The organism is Arthrobacter sp. MA-N2 (genome assembly GCF_000517125.1).
GTDB lineage: Bacteria > Actinomycetota > Actinomycetes > Actinomycetales > Micrococcaceae > Arthrobacter > Arthrobacter methylotrophus.
The window spans coordinates 2,072,047-2,087,758 of sequence record NZ_KI912155.1 but is presented as its reverse complement, the minus strand read 5'-3'; the positions used below and the strand labels follow the sequence as shown (position 1 = coordinate 2,087,758).

13 protein-coding genes are annotated in these 15,712 nt (G+C 63.1%); 8 read left to right on the top strand and 5 right to left on the bottom strand.

The features are described 5' to 3' along the window. Positions 1-264 precede the first annotated feature (264 nt). The gene (locus tag A3M3_RS29265; RefSeq protein ID WP_269317273.1) at positions 265-927 is read left to right on the top strand and encodes a DUF6318 family protein; all 663 of its coding nucleotides are present in this window, start codon (positions 265-267) and stop codon (positions 925-927) included. Between the two features lie 239 nt (positions 928-1,166). Next, entirely contained in the window at positions 1,167-1,898 is a 732-nt protein-coding gene (locus tag A3M3_RS28855; protein ID WP_231497231.1) for a hypothetical protein, read from the top strand. 7 nt (positions 1,899-1,905) lie between these two features. Here A3M3_RS28855 and A3M3_RS0110435 read toward each other — a convergent pair whose 3' ends face one another. Next, positions 1,906-2,931 carry an adenosine deaminase gene (locus A3M3_RS0110435; RefSeq protein ID WP_028266277.1) on the bottom strand — a complete coding sequence of 342 codons (1,026 nt, stop codon included), beginning with the start codon at positions 2,929-2,931 and terminating at the stop codon, positions 1,906-1,908. A 56-nt stretch (positions 2,932-2,987) separates the two neighbouring features. Between A3M3_RS0110435 and A3M3_RS24660 the strand changes: the two genes are divergently transcribed. After that, a complete protein-coding gene (locus A3M3_RS24660) occupies positions 2,988-3,224 on the top strand; it encodes a PLDc N-terminal domain-containing protein (protein WP_051423108.1) in 237 nt (78 codons plus the stop codon). Between the two features lie 67 nt (positions 3,225-3,291). Next, positions 3,292-4,197 carry an MSMEG_6728 family protein gene (locus tag A3M3_RS0110425; RefSeq protein ID WP_028266276.1) on the top strand — a complete coding sequence of 302 codons (906 nt, stop codon included), beginning with the start codon at positions 3,292-3,294 and terminating at the stop codon, positions 4,195-4,197. A 276-nt stretch (positions 4,198-4,473) separates the two neighbouring features. Here the strand turns inward: A3M3_RS0110425 and A3M3_RS0110420 are convergent, their stop codons facing one another. Continuing rightward, a complete protein-coding gene (locus A3M3_RS0110420; protein ID WP_028266275.1) occupies positions 4,474-6,858 on the bottom strand; it encodes a Tex family protein in 2,385 nt (794 codons plus the stop codon). 115 nt (positions 6,859-6,973) lie between these two features. Here A3M3_RS0110420 and A3M3_RS0110415 point away from each other — a divergent pair, with 115 nt between their 5' ends. After that, positions 6,974-7,270 (top strand): hypothetical protein, encoded by a 297-nt coding sequence (locus A3M3_RS0110415; RefSeq protein ID WP_028266274.1) that lies wholly within the window; start codon positions 6,974-6,976, stop codon positions 7,268-7,270. 70 nt (positions 7,271-7,340) lie between these two features. On the opposite strand, the gene A3M3_RS0110410 is transcribed toward A3M3_RS0110415, so the two are convergent. Together A3M3_RS0110410 and A3M3_RS0110405 are read right to left on the bottom strand one after the other, a co-directional pair. After that, the gene (locus A3M3_RS0110410; protein WP_028266273.1) at positions 7,341-7,778 is read right to left on the bottom strand and encodes a CBS domain-containing protein; all 438 of its coding nucleotides are present in this window, start codon (positions 7,776-7,778) and stop codon (positions 7,341-7,343) included. 64 nt (positions 7,779-7,842) lie between these two features. Continuing rightward, positions 7,843-8,301, bottom strand: coding sequence for a nucleoside deaminase (locus tag A3M3_RS0110405; protein WP_028266272.1), 459 nt, complete (start codon positions 8,299-8,301; stop codon positions 7,843-7,845). A gap of 91 nt (positions 8,302-8,392) precedes the next feature. On the opposite strand from A3M3_RS0110405, the gene A3M3_RS0110400 reads away from it, so the two are divergent. The 3 genes from A3M3_RS0110400 (at position 8,393) to A3M3_RS0110390 (ending at position 13,630) form a co-directional block, all read left to right on the top strand. Then, positions 8,393-8,785: a GntR family transcriptional regulator gene (locus A3M3_RS0110400; RefSeq protein WP_028266271.1), complete on the top strand. Its 393-nt coding sequence runs from the start codon at positions 8,393-8,395 to the stop codon at positions 8,783-8,785. After that, positions 8,782-9,867 (top strand): DUF1648 domain-containing protein, encoded by a 1,086-nt coding sequence (locus A3M3_RS0110395; protein WP_028266270.1) that lies wholly within the window; start codon positions 8,782-8,784, stop codon positions 9,865-9,867. Before A3M3_RS0110400 ends, A3M3_RS0110395 begins: the two co-directional genes overlap by 4 nt. Before the next feature lie 76 nt (positions 9,868-9,943). Next, positions 9,944-13,630: a TM0106 family RecB-like putative nuclease gene (locus A3M3_RS0110390; protein ID WP_028266269.1), complete on the top strand. Its 3,687-nt coding sequence runs from the start codon at positions 9,944-9,946 to the stop codon at positions 13,628-13,630. Positions 13,631-13,687: 57 nt separating this feature from the next. Here A3M3_RS0110390 and A3M3_RS24655 read toward each other — a convergent pair whose 3' ends face one another. After that, on the bottom strand, positions 13,688-15,421 hold the full coding sequence (locus A3M3_RS24655; RefSeq protein ID WP_231497230.1) for an MFS transporter: 1,734 nt from the start codon (positions 15,419-15,421) through the stop codon (positions 13,688-13,690). Positions 15,422-15,712: the final 291 nt, after the last annotated feature.

Sequence of the window (15,712 nt, the reverse complement as noted above, 5' to 3'; positions counted from 1 at the left end):
TTCTGTAAATTCTGGCGACTGTTCTTGGTTAACACCGTGTGTCGTGACCCACTATTACGTCCAAACGATGGAAAGTGATTGAGGAGTCTCAATTACTGATGAGTAGTAAGAGGTCTGGGCACGGACCTCGAACTGTGCCTCCCCCGGGCGTGATGTGCCTCGAACCGGAGTTATCCACATACGCCCGATGAGACAAGACGGCGCAGTGCTGGCTTCGTTACCCTTGGAACCAGTTCTGGCAATCTATCGGGGGAAGTAGAGACCATGACCTATCCCATTTCGGCCCCCTCGCGCCGAGCAAGCCGCGACGAAAACCGTTTGCGGCGGGTTTTTGCGCCGCTCGCATCGATCGTTTTCCTCGCGTTGACATTGGTCGGATGCATTGGATCCCAGGCCCCTTCGCCGCCAACGAGCTCTCCTCCCGGACCCACTGTCTCCCCCACCCCAAGTTACAAACCAGCGGACCACAAGGGCAAAGCCCAGAACGTTCCCCTGCCAGTGATGCCGGCGGAAGCCAAAGCACACACCAAAGAAGGCCTCCAGGCTTTCATGAAGCATTGGGTGGGGCTGCTCTCGTACGCATACGAAACGGGCGACACGGGGCCGCTGTTTGAGGTGACGGGGGGCGGGTGCACGACTTGTAAGAATGTGCAGTTTGTCGTGGCAGATGCGTATGCAGGCGGCAAATGGATAGTCGGCGCCCGGATGAAGTTCATTTCGGCCGATTCAGCCATGGTTGCGAACCAATATGGTCAACTTTCGGGTGCGATTACCATGCAGCAAGAGGTCGCCAAATTCATGAACTCTGACGGCTCGGTCCTTTCAACTAGCGGTGGAGGCGACGCCAAGGCGAGCCTGTTCCTAGTGGTTCCTCGAGACAGCGGCTGGGAACTTGGCGACATTGGCAAACCAAGCGGAGCAGCATGACCCGCTCATCCAGTCGGCCCCGTTCTTCCGTGCCTCGGTCTGTGACTCTAGTCCTAGCACTAGCCGCGGGCCTTTTGGCTTCAACCATTCTGCAGGTTCCTTCAGCTCAAGCCGTTGAATGCCAAGGTTCGCCACACCAAGTCAGGGTTGGTTGGGATGCGTCTGCGGCAGAAATCGCTGCCGCCTGCGCTGCCGCCGCGGGCTCCAAAGTGGTCAATCCGAACCAAGACTCCGCAGGTGTGACAGCCCCGTTTGTTGAAAGCAAAGACCTACCCGATCAATATGAGGAAGTCCGTAAGGCTTGTCTCAATGACCGTTCGTTGGGCGCGGATCCCCTCTGCAGCGTTCCGGATTTCTGTGCCAAAGATCAGACCCTGGTCCAGACCTACATGGTCTTCAGCAAGACGGGACGGGCCGTCCCGCTCGAATCGCCGCGCTGCGACCCAAAGCCAGAAGGTGCCAACAACCAGCCTTTTCCCGGGGTCTCGCTGGCAGATTTCCAAAAGCTGCCCATCGCGGCGGCTACCCTCGGGATTCAGCCGAGACCGCACACCCTCATTGGTGCCGAGACCAATGTATTCGCGGAAGCCGCCACCCAGGAAATACCCGCAACCGTCCTGGGTACCGCACTGACCGTGCGGGCAACCCCCACCGACTTCACCTTCAACTATGGTGACGGAACCGCGGTCGGACCCCAGAAATTCGCTGGCGGGTATCTTCCGGAAGACCGCTGGGGCGAGAAAACGAGGACTAGCCACGTCTACCAAGCGACGGGCGACTTCCCGGTGTCGGTCACCACGTTTTACAACGGCGAGTACCGGATAGGCAACGGCGCTTGGACTCCCATCACGGGCCAAGCACAGATCGCAAGCCCCAGCCAGATCGTCAAAGTCTGGCGTTCCCAGGTCAAGCGCTATGCAGACAACTGCATCGTCAACGCAAACGGCGAAGGCTGTCCCGGTGCCGGATAACCGCCGCTCAGTTGGCGGAAGCTTTCTCCCACTCAGACACCTCAGCCAACAGCTCGGCCTTCCGGCCATCGTCCGCGAACGATGAACGCACCGAGTTCGCGGCCAGCCGTGCCCGGTCCCCCACAGACAACCCGTGCACAGCAACGAGCTGCTCGAAGTTGTCGTCAACGTATCCGCCAAAGTACGCAGGGTCATCCGAGTTCACGCTAACGTTCAATCCCGCGGCCAACATCGCAGGCAAAGGGTGCTCGGCCAAGGTATCCACAGCACGCAGCCGAACGTTGGACAGTGGGCACACGGTCAACGGAACCTGCTCGGCCACCAACCGCTCCACCAGCGCGGTATCCTCCATGCAACGGATGCCGTGATCGATCCTCTCGGCACCAAGCAGGTCCAAAGCCTCGTACACATACGACGCCGGACCCTCCTCGCCAGCGTGTGCGATCCGTCGCAATCCAGCCTCAGCCGCGCGGCGGTACAGGCGTTCAAACTTCGACGGCGGATTGCCCACCTCGGCCGAATCCAGGCCGATCCCGGCAATCGGAGCCTTCATCGCAAGGAGTTGCTCCAAGACGTCAAGCGCGGACTCTTCGGACAGGTCCCTCAAGAAAGCGGCAATCAGGAGCGTCGAGACGCCGAACTCCTCCACCGACGTCGCGAGTGCGGACGCCACACCATTCACGCACGTCTCCAGGGCCACCCCTCGGGAGATGTGCGCCTGCGGATCCATCATGATCTCAACGTGACGCACTCCACCGGCCGCGGCGCGTGCCAAATACGCACGGGTCATGTCCGCAAAATCCTGTTCGGTGCGCAACACAGCCATGTTGGCGTAGTACAGGTCCAGGAATGACTGCAGATCCGTGAACTCGTACCGTGCACGCAACTCGTCCAAATCCGCGTACGGAAGCTCAATCCCGTTCCGCTCAGCGAGCGCGAAAATCAGCTCGGGCTGAAGCGTCCCCTCGATGTGCAGGTGCAGTTCGGCAACCGGAGGTGCCGCCGTCGTCGTCGATTCGCCAAAAGTTTCCACCCGACAAGAGTAAGTCGAATACTCAACGCTCCCCATCTCCGGCGCATACTGATCCTATGGACAGCTCCCTCGCCACATGGCTCCCCGTGCTGGTCCTCACTGCCTGTCTCGGCATCTGGACATACAGCCTGGTGGACTTCAGCCGGACCGACGGACGGGACATGCGAACCTTCTCCAAAGAGGTATGGATCGTAATCCTGATACTGGGAAGCGTTGCCGGCGGAATTGCCTGGCTCGTGGGCGGAAGGCCCCACCCGCCGGGCGTCCAACGGCGCTCATCACGGCCCCGATAGTACGACTCAAGGCAAGTCCACACCGCGCCAACTTGGTTCTGCGTCCTCCGGCCCTCAAACTGAAAGGATGCAGACCTTCCTCCCGTTCCCCGATTTTAAGCAAAGTGCTGCCGTCTTGGACACCGCAAGGCTTGGCAAGCAGCGTGTCGAAGCACTGCAGATCCTCCGCGCACTGGTGATTCCCGAGTTCGGCCGGCCCTCCCACCCCGCTATTCGCATGTGGATGGGTTACGTTCCCGCGCTCACTCTCTACGGCCTGGCCATGGTGGACGAATGGGTCGCCCGCGGAAACCCGGACAACACCCGCGCCAGCATCACCGAGTTCGCACCCCAGGCAGCACACCCGGACTACGTCTCGAAGATTCCGATGCCGCCATGGCTGGGCGATCCCGATTTCCACCTGAGCCAGCGCTCCAAGCTGCTCCAAAAGGACCCTCGCTTCTACGCCGAGCTCTTCCCCGACACTCCGACGGACTTGGAATACCTCTGGCCGGAACCTCGCCACGAGTTTATTCCCGAAGACCCTTATGACGACTTCATCTGGGTCCTCCGCGCCCCGGTGGGCGAGGTTGACCCCGAAAAGATCGAGCAGGTGGGCATGCCGGCCGCAGGCAAGGCCAAGGCCGCCACCAGCGACGGCGACGGGTACCAATTCGTGTACGCTTCCGAAACGTCCCGCCGCCCGGGCAAGACCGCCCGGAAGGCACCAAAGCGACTCGAAAAGAAGCCCACCCGCAACCGCCAGCGCCAGGACGAGGCCTTCAGGACACTCCCCGGCAACACGCCGGTCCTCATCCCCATCGAGGGCGGCGCCAGGTTCGCCATGGGCAAGATCCACGGACGGCCGATCACCCTGGAAGACGGCCGTTTCGGCCGCAACTTCGAGGTCACCAAAATCATCGACCGCTCGGACTTCGACTACCCCGCCTTGTTGCAGGATCCACGGGCGTTCTTCCCGATCCCAGCGCCGTAATCCAGGCACCCTAGTCCCGGCACCGTAGCGGGTCCCCAGCGACGCGAACGGCAGCTGAGCTCGACGCTCGCTCACCTTTAAGGCACTACCGACGCACGCTCCTGCACATAAGAACTGACCCTTAGAGTCCGAAGTGACACTTGTGCAGGAGCGTTCGCCATTCGGGCACCAAAGATGCAGGAGCGTTCGCCATCCGGCCACCAAAGATGCAGGAGCGTTCGCCATCCGGGCACCAAAGATGCAGGAGCGTCGGCTCTAGGAGGCGCCGACCCTGAGCTACTTTCCCAGCCCGGCCCTGCGGAGGGCTTCAGCCATAGCCGTGTTGACCGGCGCCTGAGGAGCCGTCTTCGCAGGAGCCGCCTTCCGAACCGGCGCAACCTGCGGCGCAGGGCGCCGCTCGCCGCCCCCACGCTCGCCGCGCCCACGGCCGCCGCCGCGCGAACCGGACCCGCCCGCGGTGCCGGGTTCGTCGTCGAGCCTTAGCGTGAGGGAAATCCGTTTCCGCTCCGGGTCAGCCTCCAAAACCTTCACGCGCACCACTTGTCCGGATTTCACGATCTCGCGGGGATCGGACACGAACTTGTTCGCCAGCGCGGACACGTGCACCAAGCCGTCCTGGTGCACTCCGACATCCACGAAAGCACCGAATGCCGCCACGTTGGTAACAGTGCCTTCCAGGATCATGCCGGGCAAGAGGTCCGAAATCTTCTCGATGCCCTCGGAGAATGTCGCCGCTGCGAAGGCGGGACGGGGATCGCGGCCGGGCTTTTCGAGCTCGGACATGATGTCGCGGACAGTGGGCAGGCCGAACGTCCCATCCACGAACGCCTGCGGATCCAGCGAGGAGACGGCAGCTCCACGCGCAGCGGCCACGATCTTCCGGGCCACCGAGTACGCTTCGGGGTGCACACTGGACGCATCCAGGGGTTCGGCTCCCCCGGTGATCCGCAGGAAGCCCGCACACTGCTCAAACGCCTTCGCGCCCAGCCGCGGCACCTTCTTGAGGTCGGCTCGCTTGGCGAACGGGCCGTTCTCGTTGCGGTACGCCACGATGTTTTCACTCAGGAGCGGCCCGACGCCGGCCACCCGGGCCAGGAGCGCGGGCGACGCCGTGTTCACGTCCACGCCCACCGCGTTCACGCAGTCCTCGACGACGGCATCCAGCGAACGGTCCAGCTTCGCCGCCGTGACATCGTGCTGGTACTGCCCCACCCCGATCGACTTGGGCTCGATCTTCACCAATTCCGCCAGCGGATCCTGCAGGCGCCGGGCGATGGACACAGCACCGCGAAGGGACACGTCCATGCCGGGGAGTTCCGCAGCGGCGAGCGCGGACGCCGAGTACACCGACGCGCCGGCCTCGGACACCACGAGTTTCTGCAGAGTAGGGCCACCGGACGCGGCGAGCGTCTTGATGAGCTGAACGGCGAGCTTGTCCGTCTCGCGCGAGGCCGTTCCATTGCCAATGGCCACCAGCTCGACGCCGTGCTGCCGTGCCAGGCGCTCCAGCGTCACCAAGGCCTCGTCCCACTTCTTGGCAGGAGCGTGCGGATACACGGTATCGGTGGCCACGACCTTGCCGGTGCCATCAACCACGGCCACCTTCACGCCCGTGCGAAGTCCCGGGTCAAGGCCCAGCGTGGCGCGGTTTCCGGCCGGGGCCGCGAGGAGCACATCGCGGAGGTTGGCCGCGAACACACGGACGGCTTCGTCCTCGGCCTGTGCGAACATCCGGCCGCGAAGGTCGTTGCTCAACCGGTCCAGGATCCGCGAGCGCCACGCGATTTGCGCGGTCTGCACAAGCCACGAATCGGCGGGACGGCCACGCTCGGCGACCCCGAGGCACTTGGCCACAGCGTTCTCGTACCGGCCTCGCGCGGCGGCCAGGGCGTCGTCGTCGGCTGGTTCTGCCTCGGCGAGATCCAGCTCAAGGACGCCGTCGTTCTCACCGCGCAAGAGCGCGAGCACGCGGTGGCCGGGCATGCCGGAAGGCACCTGGGAGAACTCGAAATAGTCCTTGAACTTCTGTCCTTCGGTTTCCTGGCCCTTCTTCACCCGCGATACCATCCGGCCCTGTGTCCACAACCGCTCCCGCAGGGTTTCCGCCAGATCGGGATCCTGGGAAACCCGCTCCACCAGGATCGAGCGGGCGCCGGCGAGGGCAGCGGAGGCGTCGTCAATAGAATGCTCGGCGTTCAGGTACTTGGCGGCCTCGCGCTCAGGCTCGAGCTGCGGGTTCGCGAGAAGCGCGTCGGCGAGCGGTTCGAGGCCGGCCTCGCGCGCGATCTGCGCTTTGGTGCGTCGCTTTGACTTGAAGGGCAGATAGATGTCCTCCAGCCGGGATTTGGTATCGGCCCCGACGACGGCGGCCTCCAGTTCCGGAGTCAGCTTGCCTTGGGCGGCTATCGCTTCAAGAACCGTTCGACGGCGGTCCTCCAGGTCCCGCAGGTACCTCAGCCGCTCCTCGAGCTCGCGCAGCTGGGTGTCGTCGAGCGTCCCGGTGACCTCTTTGCGGTACCGGGCGATGAAGGGGACGGTGGATCCGGCGTCAAGCAAGTCAACGGCGGCTTTGACCTGCCAGGACTTCACGCCGAGCTCTTCGGCGATCAGGGCGTGGATGGCGGCTTCTGCTGACTGGTGCGGGGGAAGTTGGGTCACCATGCCATTTTGCCCTACGGATTTGCCCTAGCTGAAGATGGCGGCGAGTGCTGTAGTGGAAAGAGCTGCCACTCGCACGGCCGCCGGTCAGGAATGCTACTCACGGAAGAGGCGCATCATGGAAGAACTGCTCATCATCCTGCAGGACGGTTTCGACTCGGATGACGTAGAAGTCACGGTCAATCACAAAGAGGCCCACCACGAGCGCGATGTGTCCACCAGGGAGATGCTGGGCATGGCTGCGGAGATCTCCGTGGAGTTGCCGGCAAAGGGGTCCACGGTGGGGGTCGAGGTCACCAGCCGGAAGCTAAGCGCAAGCAAGAAACTCCATGGAAAAGCAAAGTGCCTGCTGGTGTCGATCGAGGACGGGGAGTTGGTGCTTCGGGAAGGCACCGGCCGGGAGGCGTTCCTCTAGTTTGCGGGTCTCCATCAACGCGCAAGCGCCACGGCCGGAGGGCCGTGACGCTTGGTGTGGAAAGTTGCAGTCAGCCCAGTTGCGCCATGGGGGATTTGGCGGAGATGTGCTCTACCAATTCACCGACGCGCTCCTCGGTGTAGTTACGGGCGATGTCGCCCTGACTGATGATGCCTACCAATTTGTGGTCGGTGATGACCGGAAGGCGCCGGACCTGGTGCTTCTCCATCAGATCGATGGCGGCGTCGATGCTGGCATCGGCATCGATCCAGATCGGCGTCCCTTGGGCGAGATCTGCCGCGGTCTTGCGGTCAACATCCCATCCATCGGCAACGCACTTGACCACAATGTCGCGGTCAGTGATGAATCCTTTGAGCTTTCCATCGCTGCCGCAGATCGGTAGGGAACCGACGTCCAGATCGCGCATCATGATGGCCGCGTCGCGAAGCGACTGGCCTTCTTTCACGCACTGGACATTGGTGGTCATGAATTCGCGCACAACACTCATGAGTCCTCCTTGATCGATTGGTTATCGACGCGGACCCCCCGGCACCGACGCCGATGCTGTCAGCCTACTCCGCAATATCCTCGGCCCACAGCTCCGGATTCTTCTCCTGGAAAGTGCGCATCATGTCCACGCACCGCTGGTCGTCCAGGACCACCACCTCCACGCCCCGTGACCGGAGAAGCTCGAACTCACCCTCGAATGTGCGGGCCTCCCCCACCACCACGCGCGGGATCTTGAACTGGATGATGGTGCCGGTGCACATGGCACACGGTGCAAGGGTCGTGTACAGCGTGGTGTCCCGGTAGCTCCTCTGCCGTCCGGCAGCACGGAGGGCCGCCATTTCTCCGTGCGCGATCGGATCGCCGTTCTGGACTCGCTCGTTGTGCCCGCTCGCGATCACCACACCGTCACGGGCAAGCGCTGCCCCGATGGGAATGCCGCCTTCGCCAAGGCTCTTCCGGGCGGCTTGGTAGGCCGCTTCGAAGGCGGCATCTTGGGAGGATTGCGTGTCAGACCGGGTCATTCGGAGCCTGCTTTCCGGGTAGCGGGATTGACGTTGCCGCCTATCCCCGATTGTTCTATAACTTATAGAATAAAGACAGGAGGTGGGAGAGATGATCCTCAACGTCGACCTGGCCAGCGAGGTGCCGATCTACCAGCAGCTTCGCGATCAAATCGTGGAAGCGATCGCCGAGGGCGAGCTGAGCGAGGGCAGCTCGTTGCCGGCCACCAGGACGCTCGCTGCGGACTTCGGGATCAACTTCCACACCGTGAACAAAGCCTATGACCTCCTGCGCCAGCAGGGCCTGGTCCGACTCAATCGAAAAACCGGCGCGGTAGTGACCCCGGTGGTCGCGCATCCGCCGTTCCCCGCGGAGTGGACCGCCAGGGCACGGACCCTCCTGGCCGAGGCCGTCGCCAGGGGATTGCCGGCCGACGAGGTTCTCCAGAGCTGCCAATCAATACTCGATTCATTCAGAACTACGCAGCCGGAAGACATGCCATGACCCTTGCAATCGCCCTGAGCTCCGCGTTGGTGGCACTAGTGCTCGCCATCGCCCTGATGCTGCCCTCGATCAACAGCCCGACCGTGCCTTTCGGGGTTCGGGTACCGGCGCAGTATGCCGAGGACCCGGCGATCGTCAAGCAGACCCGTATCTACCGATGGCGGGTTCTCTTCAGTGGGATCGTCGCCGCCGGAGTATGCCTTGTCATGTACAGCCTGACCGGCGAAACGTTGCTCCTGCCGTTGTCGGTACTGCTGCTCGTCGGTTTCTGGTACGGCTGCTTCTTCCTGGCCAACCACGAGATCCGGACCGCCAAGGCTGCCGGGGGCTGGTTCCAAGGTCTGCATCAAGGCATCGCGGTGGACACCGGGCTGCGAACCGATCCGCCGCGGTTTCCCTGGCTCTGGCTGGCGCCGGCATTGATCGTCACGGCCGCCACCGTGGTGATCGGCGTCATCCTCTACCCGTCAATGCCCGAGGTACTTGCGGTGCACTACGGTGCGAAGGGCATGCCCGACCGATTGGCCGCCAAAACGGTCGGCACCGCCTTCTCCCTGGTGTTCCTGCAGATCGGCGTGACCGCACTTCTCGTGGGTATCGCGGCGGCCGTCTTCTTCGGCAGCAGGCCCGACATCGACCCGGCGCACCCGGTAGCTTCAGCGCGCTGGCACCGCCGGTACATGTCATTGGGCGCCAAGGCATTGCTCGGACTGGCCGCGATGATTGACCTGGCGATGCTGGGATCATCACTGCTGATGTGGTCCGGGACTGTCGCTGCGTGGGCGCCGCTGGTAATCGTGCTCCCGATCCTGGCCGCCGTCGCGGTAACCGTCGTGGTCCTGGCCAGGAACAACCGCGAGCGGGACGCAGGCGAAGAGGACACCGGCCTGACCCACCGGGAGGACGACAAGTACTGGCGAGGCGGCCTCTTCTACATCAACCGCGAAGACCACGCGCTGCTGGTCCCGCGTCGCTTCGGTCTGGGGTGGACCCTCAATTTCGGCAATCCCCGGGCAGCGATGCTCCTTGCCGGCGTGATTGCGCTGCTAGGCCTGGTGATCACGCTGCGTTTCGGCGGCTGACCCCAGCTGCGCGGCTGCTATCTTGTCGGGCCCCACTGATAGCTTGGCTTCATCAGCTCAACGGTCTGGGGGCACGGTGTTTCTTCTCGATTCAGAACATGCAGGGCATGGGCAGGACCTGGTGTTTTCCGCCAGCGACCTCGTCACCGCCTCCACCTGCGAGTACCAGTTGTTGCGCACCTTGGACGAGAAGCTGGGCCGCTCATCGAAACCCGTCTTCGACGTCGACGAAATGCTGGAGCGCACCGCCGTACTGGGTGATGTTCACGAACACCGGGTGCTCGACCGTTTCGTGGCGGAGTTCGGGTGGTGGGACCCGCATGCGGGCACTGGAGTGTACGACGTCGTTCCCGCCAAAGCGATGGACCGCGCCACCCTGCAAACCAAGCATGCGGAGTCCATCGAGGCGTTGCGCTCCGGCGCCGAGGTGGTTTTCCAGGCGGCGTTCTTCGATGGTCAGTTTCACGGGCGCTCGGATTTTCTCGTCAAGCAACCCGACGGGAGCTATGCGGTTTTCGACACCAAGCTCGCCCGCCATGCCAAGGTCACGGCCCTGCTGCAACTGGCCGCCTACGGCGAGCAACTACTCAAAGCGGGGATTACTCCGGCCCCGGATCTGACCCTTGTCCTTGGGGCCACCATTCAGCGGGACGCTGCTGGAACGGACGGCCATGGCGGCTTCGACTACGTGCACAGCAACCACCGGCTCTCCGATGTGCTGCCCGTGTTCCGAGAACGCCGCGACCGTTTCCTAGTTCTGACGAACGCCCACCGATCGCAGCCTGAGCCCATCCAATGGGGTGCGCCCGGGATGACGGCCTGCGGCCGCTGCGACTATTGCAAGGAACAAGTGCGACTGCACCGGGACCTGCTGATGGTGGCCGGAATGCGGATCACCCGCCGCAAGAAGCTCATGGACAGCGGCATCTTCACCATCGACGCCCTCGCGGGGATGCCCGACGCCGCCGATTCCGCGACGCGACGCCTGCAGGAACAGGCCCGTCTCCAAATTGGAACGGCCACACCCTCCGGCACCGTCAACTACACCGACAAGAAGGGCACAGCCAAGAGCATCAGCTATTCCGTCCTGGAGTCCAATTCCCTAGCCCGGCTCCCCCGGCCCGACGCCGGAGACATCTTCTTCGACTTCGAAGGAGATCCCCTGTGGCAAGACCCTGTGACCGGCCGTTGGGGTCTGGAGTACTTGTTCGGCGTGGTTGAAAATCCCACGGAATCGGGAAGACAGCCTGTATTCAAACCGTTCTGGGCGCACTCCCGGGCTGAGGAACGGCAAGCGTTCATCGACTTCCTTGACTACGTGGAAGAACGGCGAATGAAATATCCGGACATGCGGATCTACCACTACGCCGCCTACGAGAAGACCGCGCTGCGCAATCTCTCGGTCATGCACACCGTGGGCGAAGCCGCCGTGGACAACCTCCTTCGCGAAGGGGTGCTGGTGGACCTCTACGACACCGTGCGGCACAGCATCCGCATCTCCGAAGACTCCTACAGCATCAAGAAACTCGAACCCCTGTATATGGGCGAGCACTTGCGCTCGGGTGACGTGACCGACGCCGGAGCCTCCGTGGTTGCCTACGCCAACTACTGCGCGGCCCGGGACGCGAACCGGGAGAATGAAGCGGAAACAATTCTCGCGGGCATTTCCAACTACAACGAATACGACTGCCTTTCCACGCTCGAACTGCGGAATTGGCTTTTGGGCCTCGCCGCGGAGCGCTCCATTGAACCCGGTGTTCCCGCTGTTTCAGATCCCGAACTACCGGCCGAGACCGAACCGGCCAAGTACCAGGCTGCGCCCGAGGAAACAGCACTCCTGGACTACCTTGCACAATTGCCGGAGGAGGCACTTCGCAGCGATGAAAATCGGGCGGTGGCCATGGTGGCGGCCGCTGTCGGCTTTCATCGACGGGAAGACAAGCAATTCTGGTGGGGACACTTCGACCGCCTGGACCGCCCCGTCTCCGAATGGGAAGACGCCAGGGACTGCTTCATCGTGGAAGGCGGTGAAGTGCTGCAGGACTGGGTCAAGCCAACGCCACGCAGCAATCCCGCACGCAAGGTGATGCTCTTCGGGCACGCTGCCGACGGCTCCGGCTTCGCGCCCGGCAAGAAGTATTTCCGGATGTACGGGCCTCCACTCCCGGACGCCTTCCTCGGCAAGAAAGAAAGCACCCTCGGCAGATCGGGAATGTCCGGCACGGAGGTGATCCAAGCCGGCGATCTCGACGCCCTGGATGAAGGCCTCAACCCAGCGGATTCCGACGACGGTGCCTTCGAGGGCGCCTTCGAGGGGGCTGATGTCGTGATCATTTCGGAGCGGTTGCCCAAGGGAGCATCCGAATACTCCCAGCTGCCCATGGCCCTGACGCCCGATGCTCCCATCAACACGGACGGGCAAAGAAAGGCCTTGAGCGAGCTCGCGGTCAGAGTGCGTTCCAACCTGCCAGGGTGGCCGAAGGATCCAGCCTTGGACCTGCTGCGCCGGGTGCCGCCGAGGCTTGCGACACTCACGGAACTGCCCGCCGTCGAACCTGGCGACGACGGCTATATTGACGCCATTACGGCGGCCGTCCGGGATCTCGACCAGTCGTACCTCGCCGTGCAAGGGCCGCCCGGGACCGGCAAGACCCACGTAGGCTCGCATGTTGTCGCGGGGCTGGTGGGTCAGGGGTGGAAGGTGGGCGTTGTTGCGCAATCCCACGCCGTGGTGGAGAACATGCTCCACGCTGCAGTGAAAGCCGGGGCAGACCCCGCGCTCATCGCCAAGGAAATGAAGCACGGGGATCCCGTCCCGTGGGCCCAGCAAAGCAAGGACGACATTGAGCGGCTGCTTGGATCCTCTGGAGGTTGTCTGATTGGCGGTACCGCGTGGACCATGACCGGGCGGACCGTTGCAGCCGGGTCACTGGACCTCCTGGTTATCGATGAAGCCGGTCAGTTCTCCCTGGCCAATACCCTCGCCGTGAGCCGGGCAACAAAGAGGCTCCTCCTCCTCGGCGACCCCCAGCAGCTACCCCAAGTCACCCAAGGCAAGCACCCGGAACCGGTGGATGAATCTGCCCTCGGCTGGCTTGCCCACGGCCAGCACACACTGCCCCCGCACCTCGGGTACTTTCTGGCGACCTCGTGGCGGATGCACCCGGATTTGTGCGCCGCAGTGTCCGAGCTGTCCTACGATGGCCGCTTGCACTCAGCGCCCGCCGCTACCACGCGCCGGCTGTCAGGAGTTCGCGCCGGCGTCGAATGCGTCTACGTTCCCCACAGCGGCAACTCCACCCAGTCGCCCGAAGAAGCAGCAGAGGTAGTCCGGCAGGTCAAGGAACACCTTGGTTTGGAATGGCTGGACCCCAGGGAATCACCTGAGGGGCGGCCGTTGCTCGAAAAAGACATCCTCGTGGTCGCGGCGTATAACGCCCAGGTCCAGCTCATCCAGCGCGAACTGAAGGCTGCCGGACTTCGAGGCGTTCGAGTGGGAACAGTGGACAAGTTCCAAGGCCAGGAAGCTCCCGTGGTGATCGTCTCCATGGCTGCGTCCGCTGCCGCGGAGGTGCCGCGCGGCATGGAGTTCCTGCTCTCCCGCAACCGGATCAACGTGGCGGTGTCGCGCGGTCAGTGGCGTGCCGTCGTCGTGCGCTCACCGGAGCTGAGCAACTACCTGCCCACCCGGCCGGAAGGGCTGGAGCAATTGGGCGGTTTTGTGGGCCTGTGCCACCGTCCCCGCCCAACTAGCTCGCATTAGTTGTCTTTATAAGGGCTCAGAACGACAACAAATGCGAGTTAGTTGGGCACCTGGGCTTCATTCGGGACCACCCCGACGTTCCGTGTACTCATACTTCCCGCCACGCAGTGCCGAGGCAAAGGCGGCCACCAGACACGCGGCAATGGCAAAGGCAAACGCCACGGCCAGCCCTTCGGCGAACGGCCCGGAGATCAGACTTGGAAAAAACGAACGGCCGGTGAGAAATGCCTGGTCCTTGGCCGGAAGAGCGCTGAGCACCTTGGGTCCGAGCAAGGCCTCCACGGGGTTGTATCCCAGCAATGAGGAGAAGAGCACAGATACCGGGGGCAATTGAGCGACCTTAGCGGCGTCTGCGGCGGCGACTCCGTGCGCCGTCAGGCCCGAACTCAACGTCTGCGGCAGCGTCCGGGCAAGTCCGGCGATCATGAGCGAGAAGAAGATCCCGATCGAGAGCACCATGGCCGAGTTCTGGAAGGTGGTGCTCATGCCCGCGCCCACGCCTCGGCGGTTAGGCGGCAGCGCGTTCATGATTCCGGCCCGGTTGGGTGCGGCGAACAGCCCCATGCCCAGGCCATTGACCAGCAGGGCCAGCGAGAACGGCAAGTAAGTGAAGTTCACCGGCAGCACCAGAAGCCACAGGAAGCTGGCTGCGGCCACCACCATGCCCAAGGTGGCCAGCAGCCTGGCTCCGTGGCGGTCGGAAAGCCATCCGGAAAGCGGTCCTGCGATCAGGAACCCCGCGGTAAGGGGCAGCATGTAGATGCCTGCCCAGAGCGGCGTGGTTTCAAAGCTATAGCCATGCTGGGGTAGCCAAATTCCTTGCAGCCAGATGATCAGGATGAACATCAGCCCGCCCCGCCCTATGCCGGACATCAGCGATGCCAGGTTTCCGGCAGTGAATGCCCGGACGCGGAACAGCGCCAGATGGAACATGGGCTCGTCCACTTTCCTCTCCACGAGGCAGAACACCACCAGCACCGCGGTGCCTCCGATCAGCGCCGCGAGGACCCACGGGTTGGTCCAGCCCATGGTGTGGCCGCCGTACGGTTGGATGCCGTAGGTGATACCTACCAGCACGGCCACCAGACCCACCGCAAATGTTCCGTTGCCCCACCAGTCGAGCTTGGCCGGCTGCCGGATCCCCGTGTCATGCAGGCTCAGGTACGCCCAGACAGTGCCGGCCAACCCCACTGGCACGGAGACAAGAAACACCAAACGCCAATCCAACGGACCCAGAAGTCCTCCGATGATCAGGCCCAGGAATGATCCTGCAATGGCGGCCACCTGGTTCAGACCCAGGGCCAGGCCGCGCTGGTCGACCTTGAAAACGTCGGTGATGATCGCGGCGGAATTTGCCATCAGCATGGCGCCGCCGACTCCCTGCAGGACGCGCATGATGATCAGCCAAAGGACACCCGAAGTCCCGGAGAGCCACGTTGCCGACAGCAGCACGGAGAACACCGTGAAGACGGCCAGACCAGCGTTGTACATCTTCACCCTGCCGTACATATCGCCCAGCCGGCCGAAGGTAACCACCAACACCGCGGTAACCATCATGTAGCCCATGACAAGCCAGAGCAGCAGGCTCGTGTTGCCCGGAGCCAGGGGGTCGACCTGGATGCCGCGGAAGATGTCGGGCAGCGCGATCAACATGATCGAGGAGTTGATGGTCGCCATCAGTACACCCAGCGTGGTGTTAGTCAGAACTGTCCATTTGTAGTGCGGGCTGGCGACCGCATGCTCGATCCGGGCCTGGCGCTTGTCCCTGATGATTTGGGTCTTAGTCGCCACCACAACCACCCCTTCCCGGCCCAAGGCCGCTTCGGGACTGTTACTTCACTAAAAACCTTAGACCCAGAGGCCGCCGAGGGAACTACCCGGAGGCGAGTAGTTTGCGAGGGTGGTAGCTCATCGAGTTTTCCCACGGGTTCGTACGACATTTTGCTGGATCATTCCTCTCGCCCGGTCTGGTTTGCCCGTGATTCCGGAGGCTTCGAAACGTGCCACCCGGAATGATCCAGCAGAATGCGACCCCACGGGGAAAACCCCGTCCCCGGAGTTAAACGGGCGACGGCGGCACCC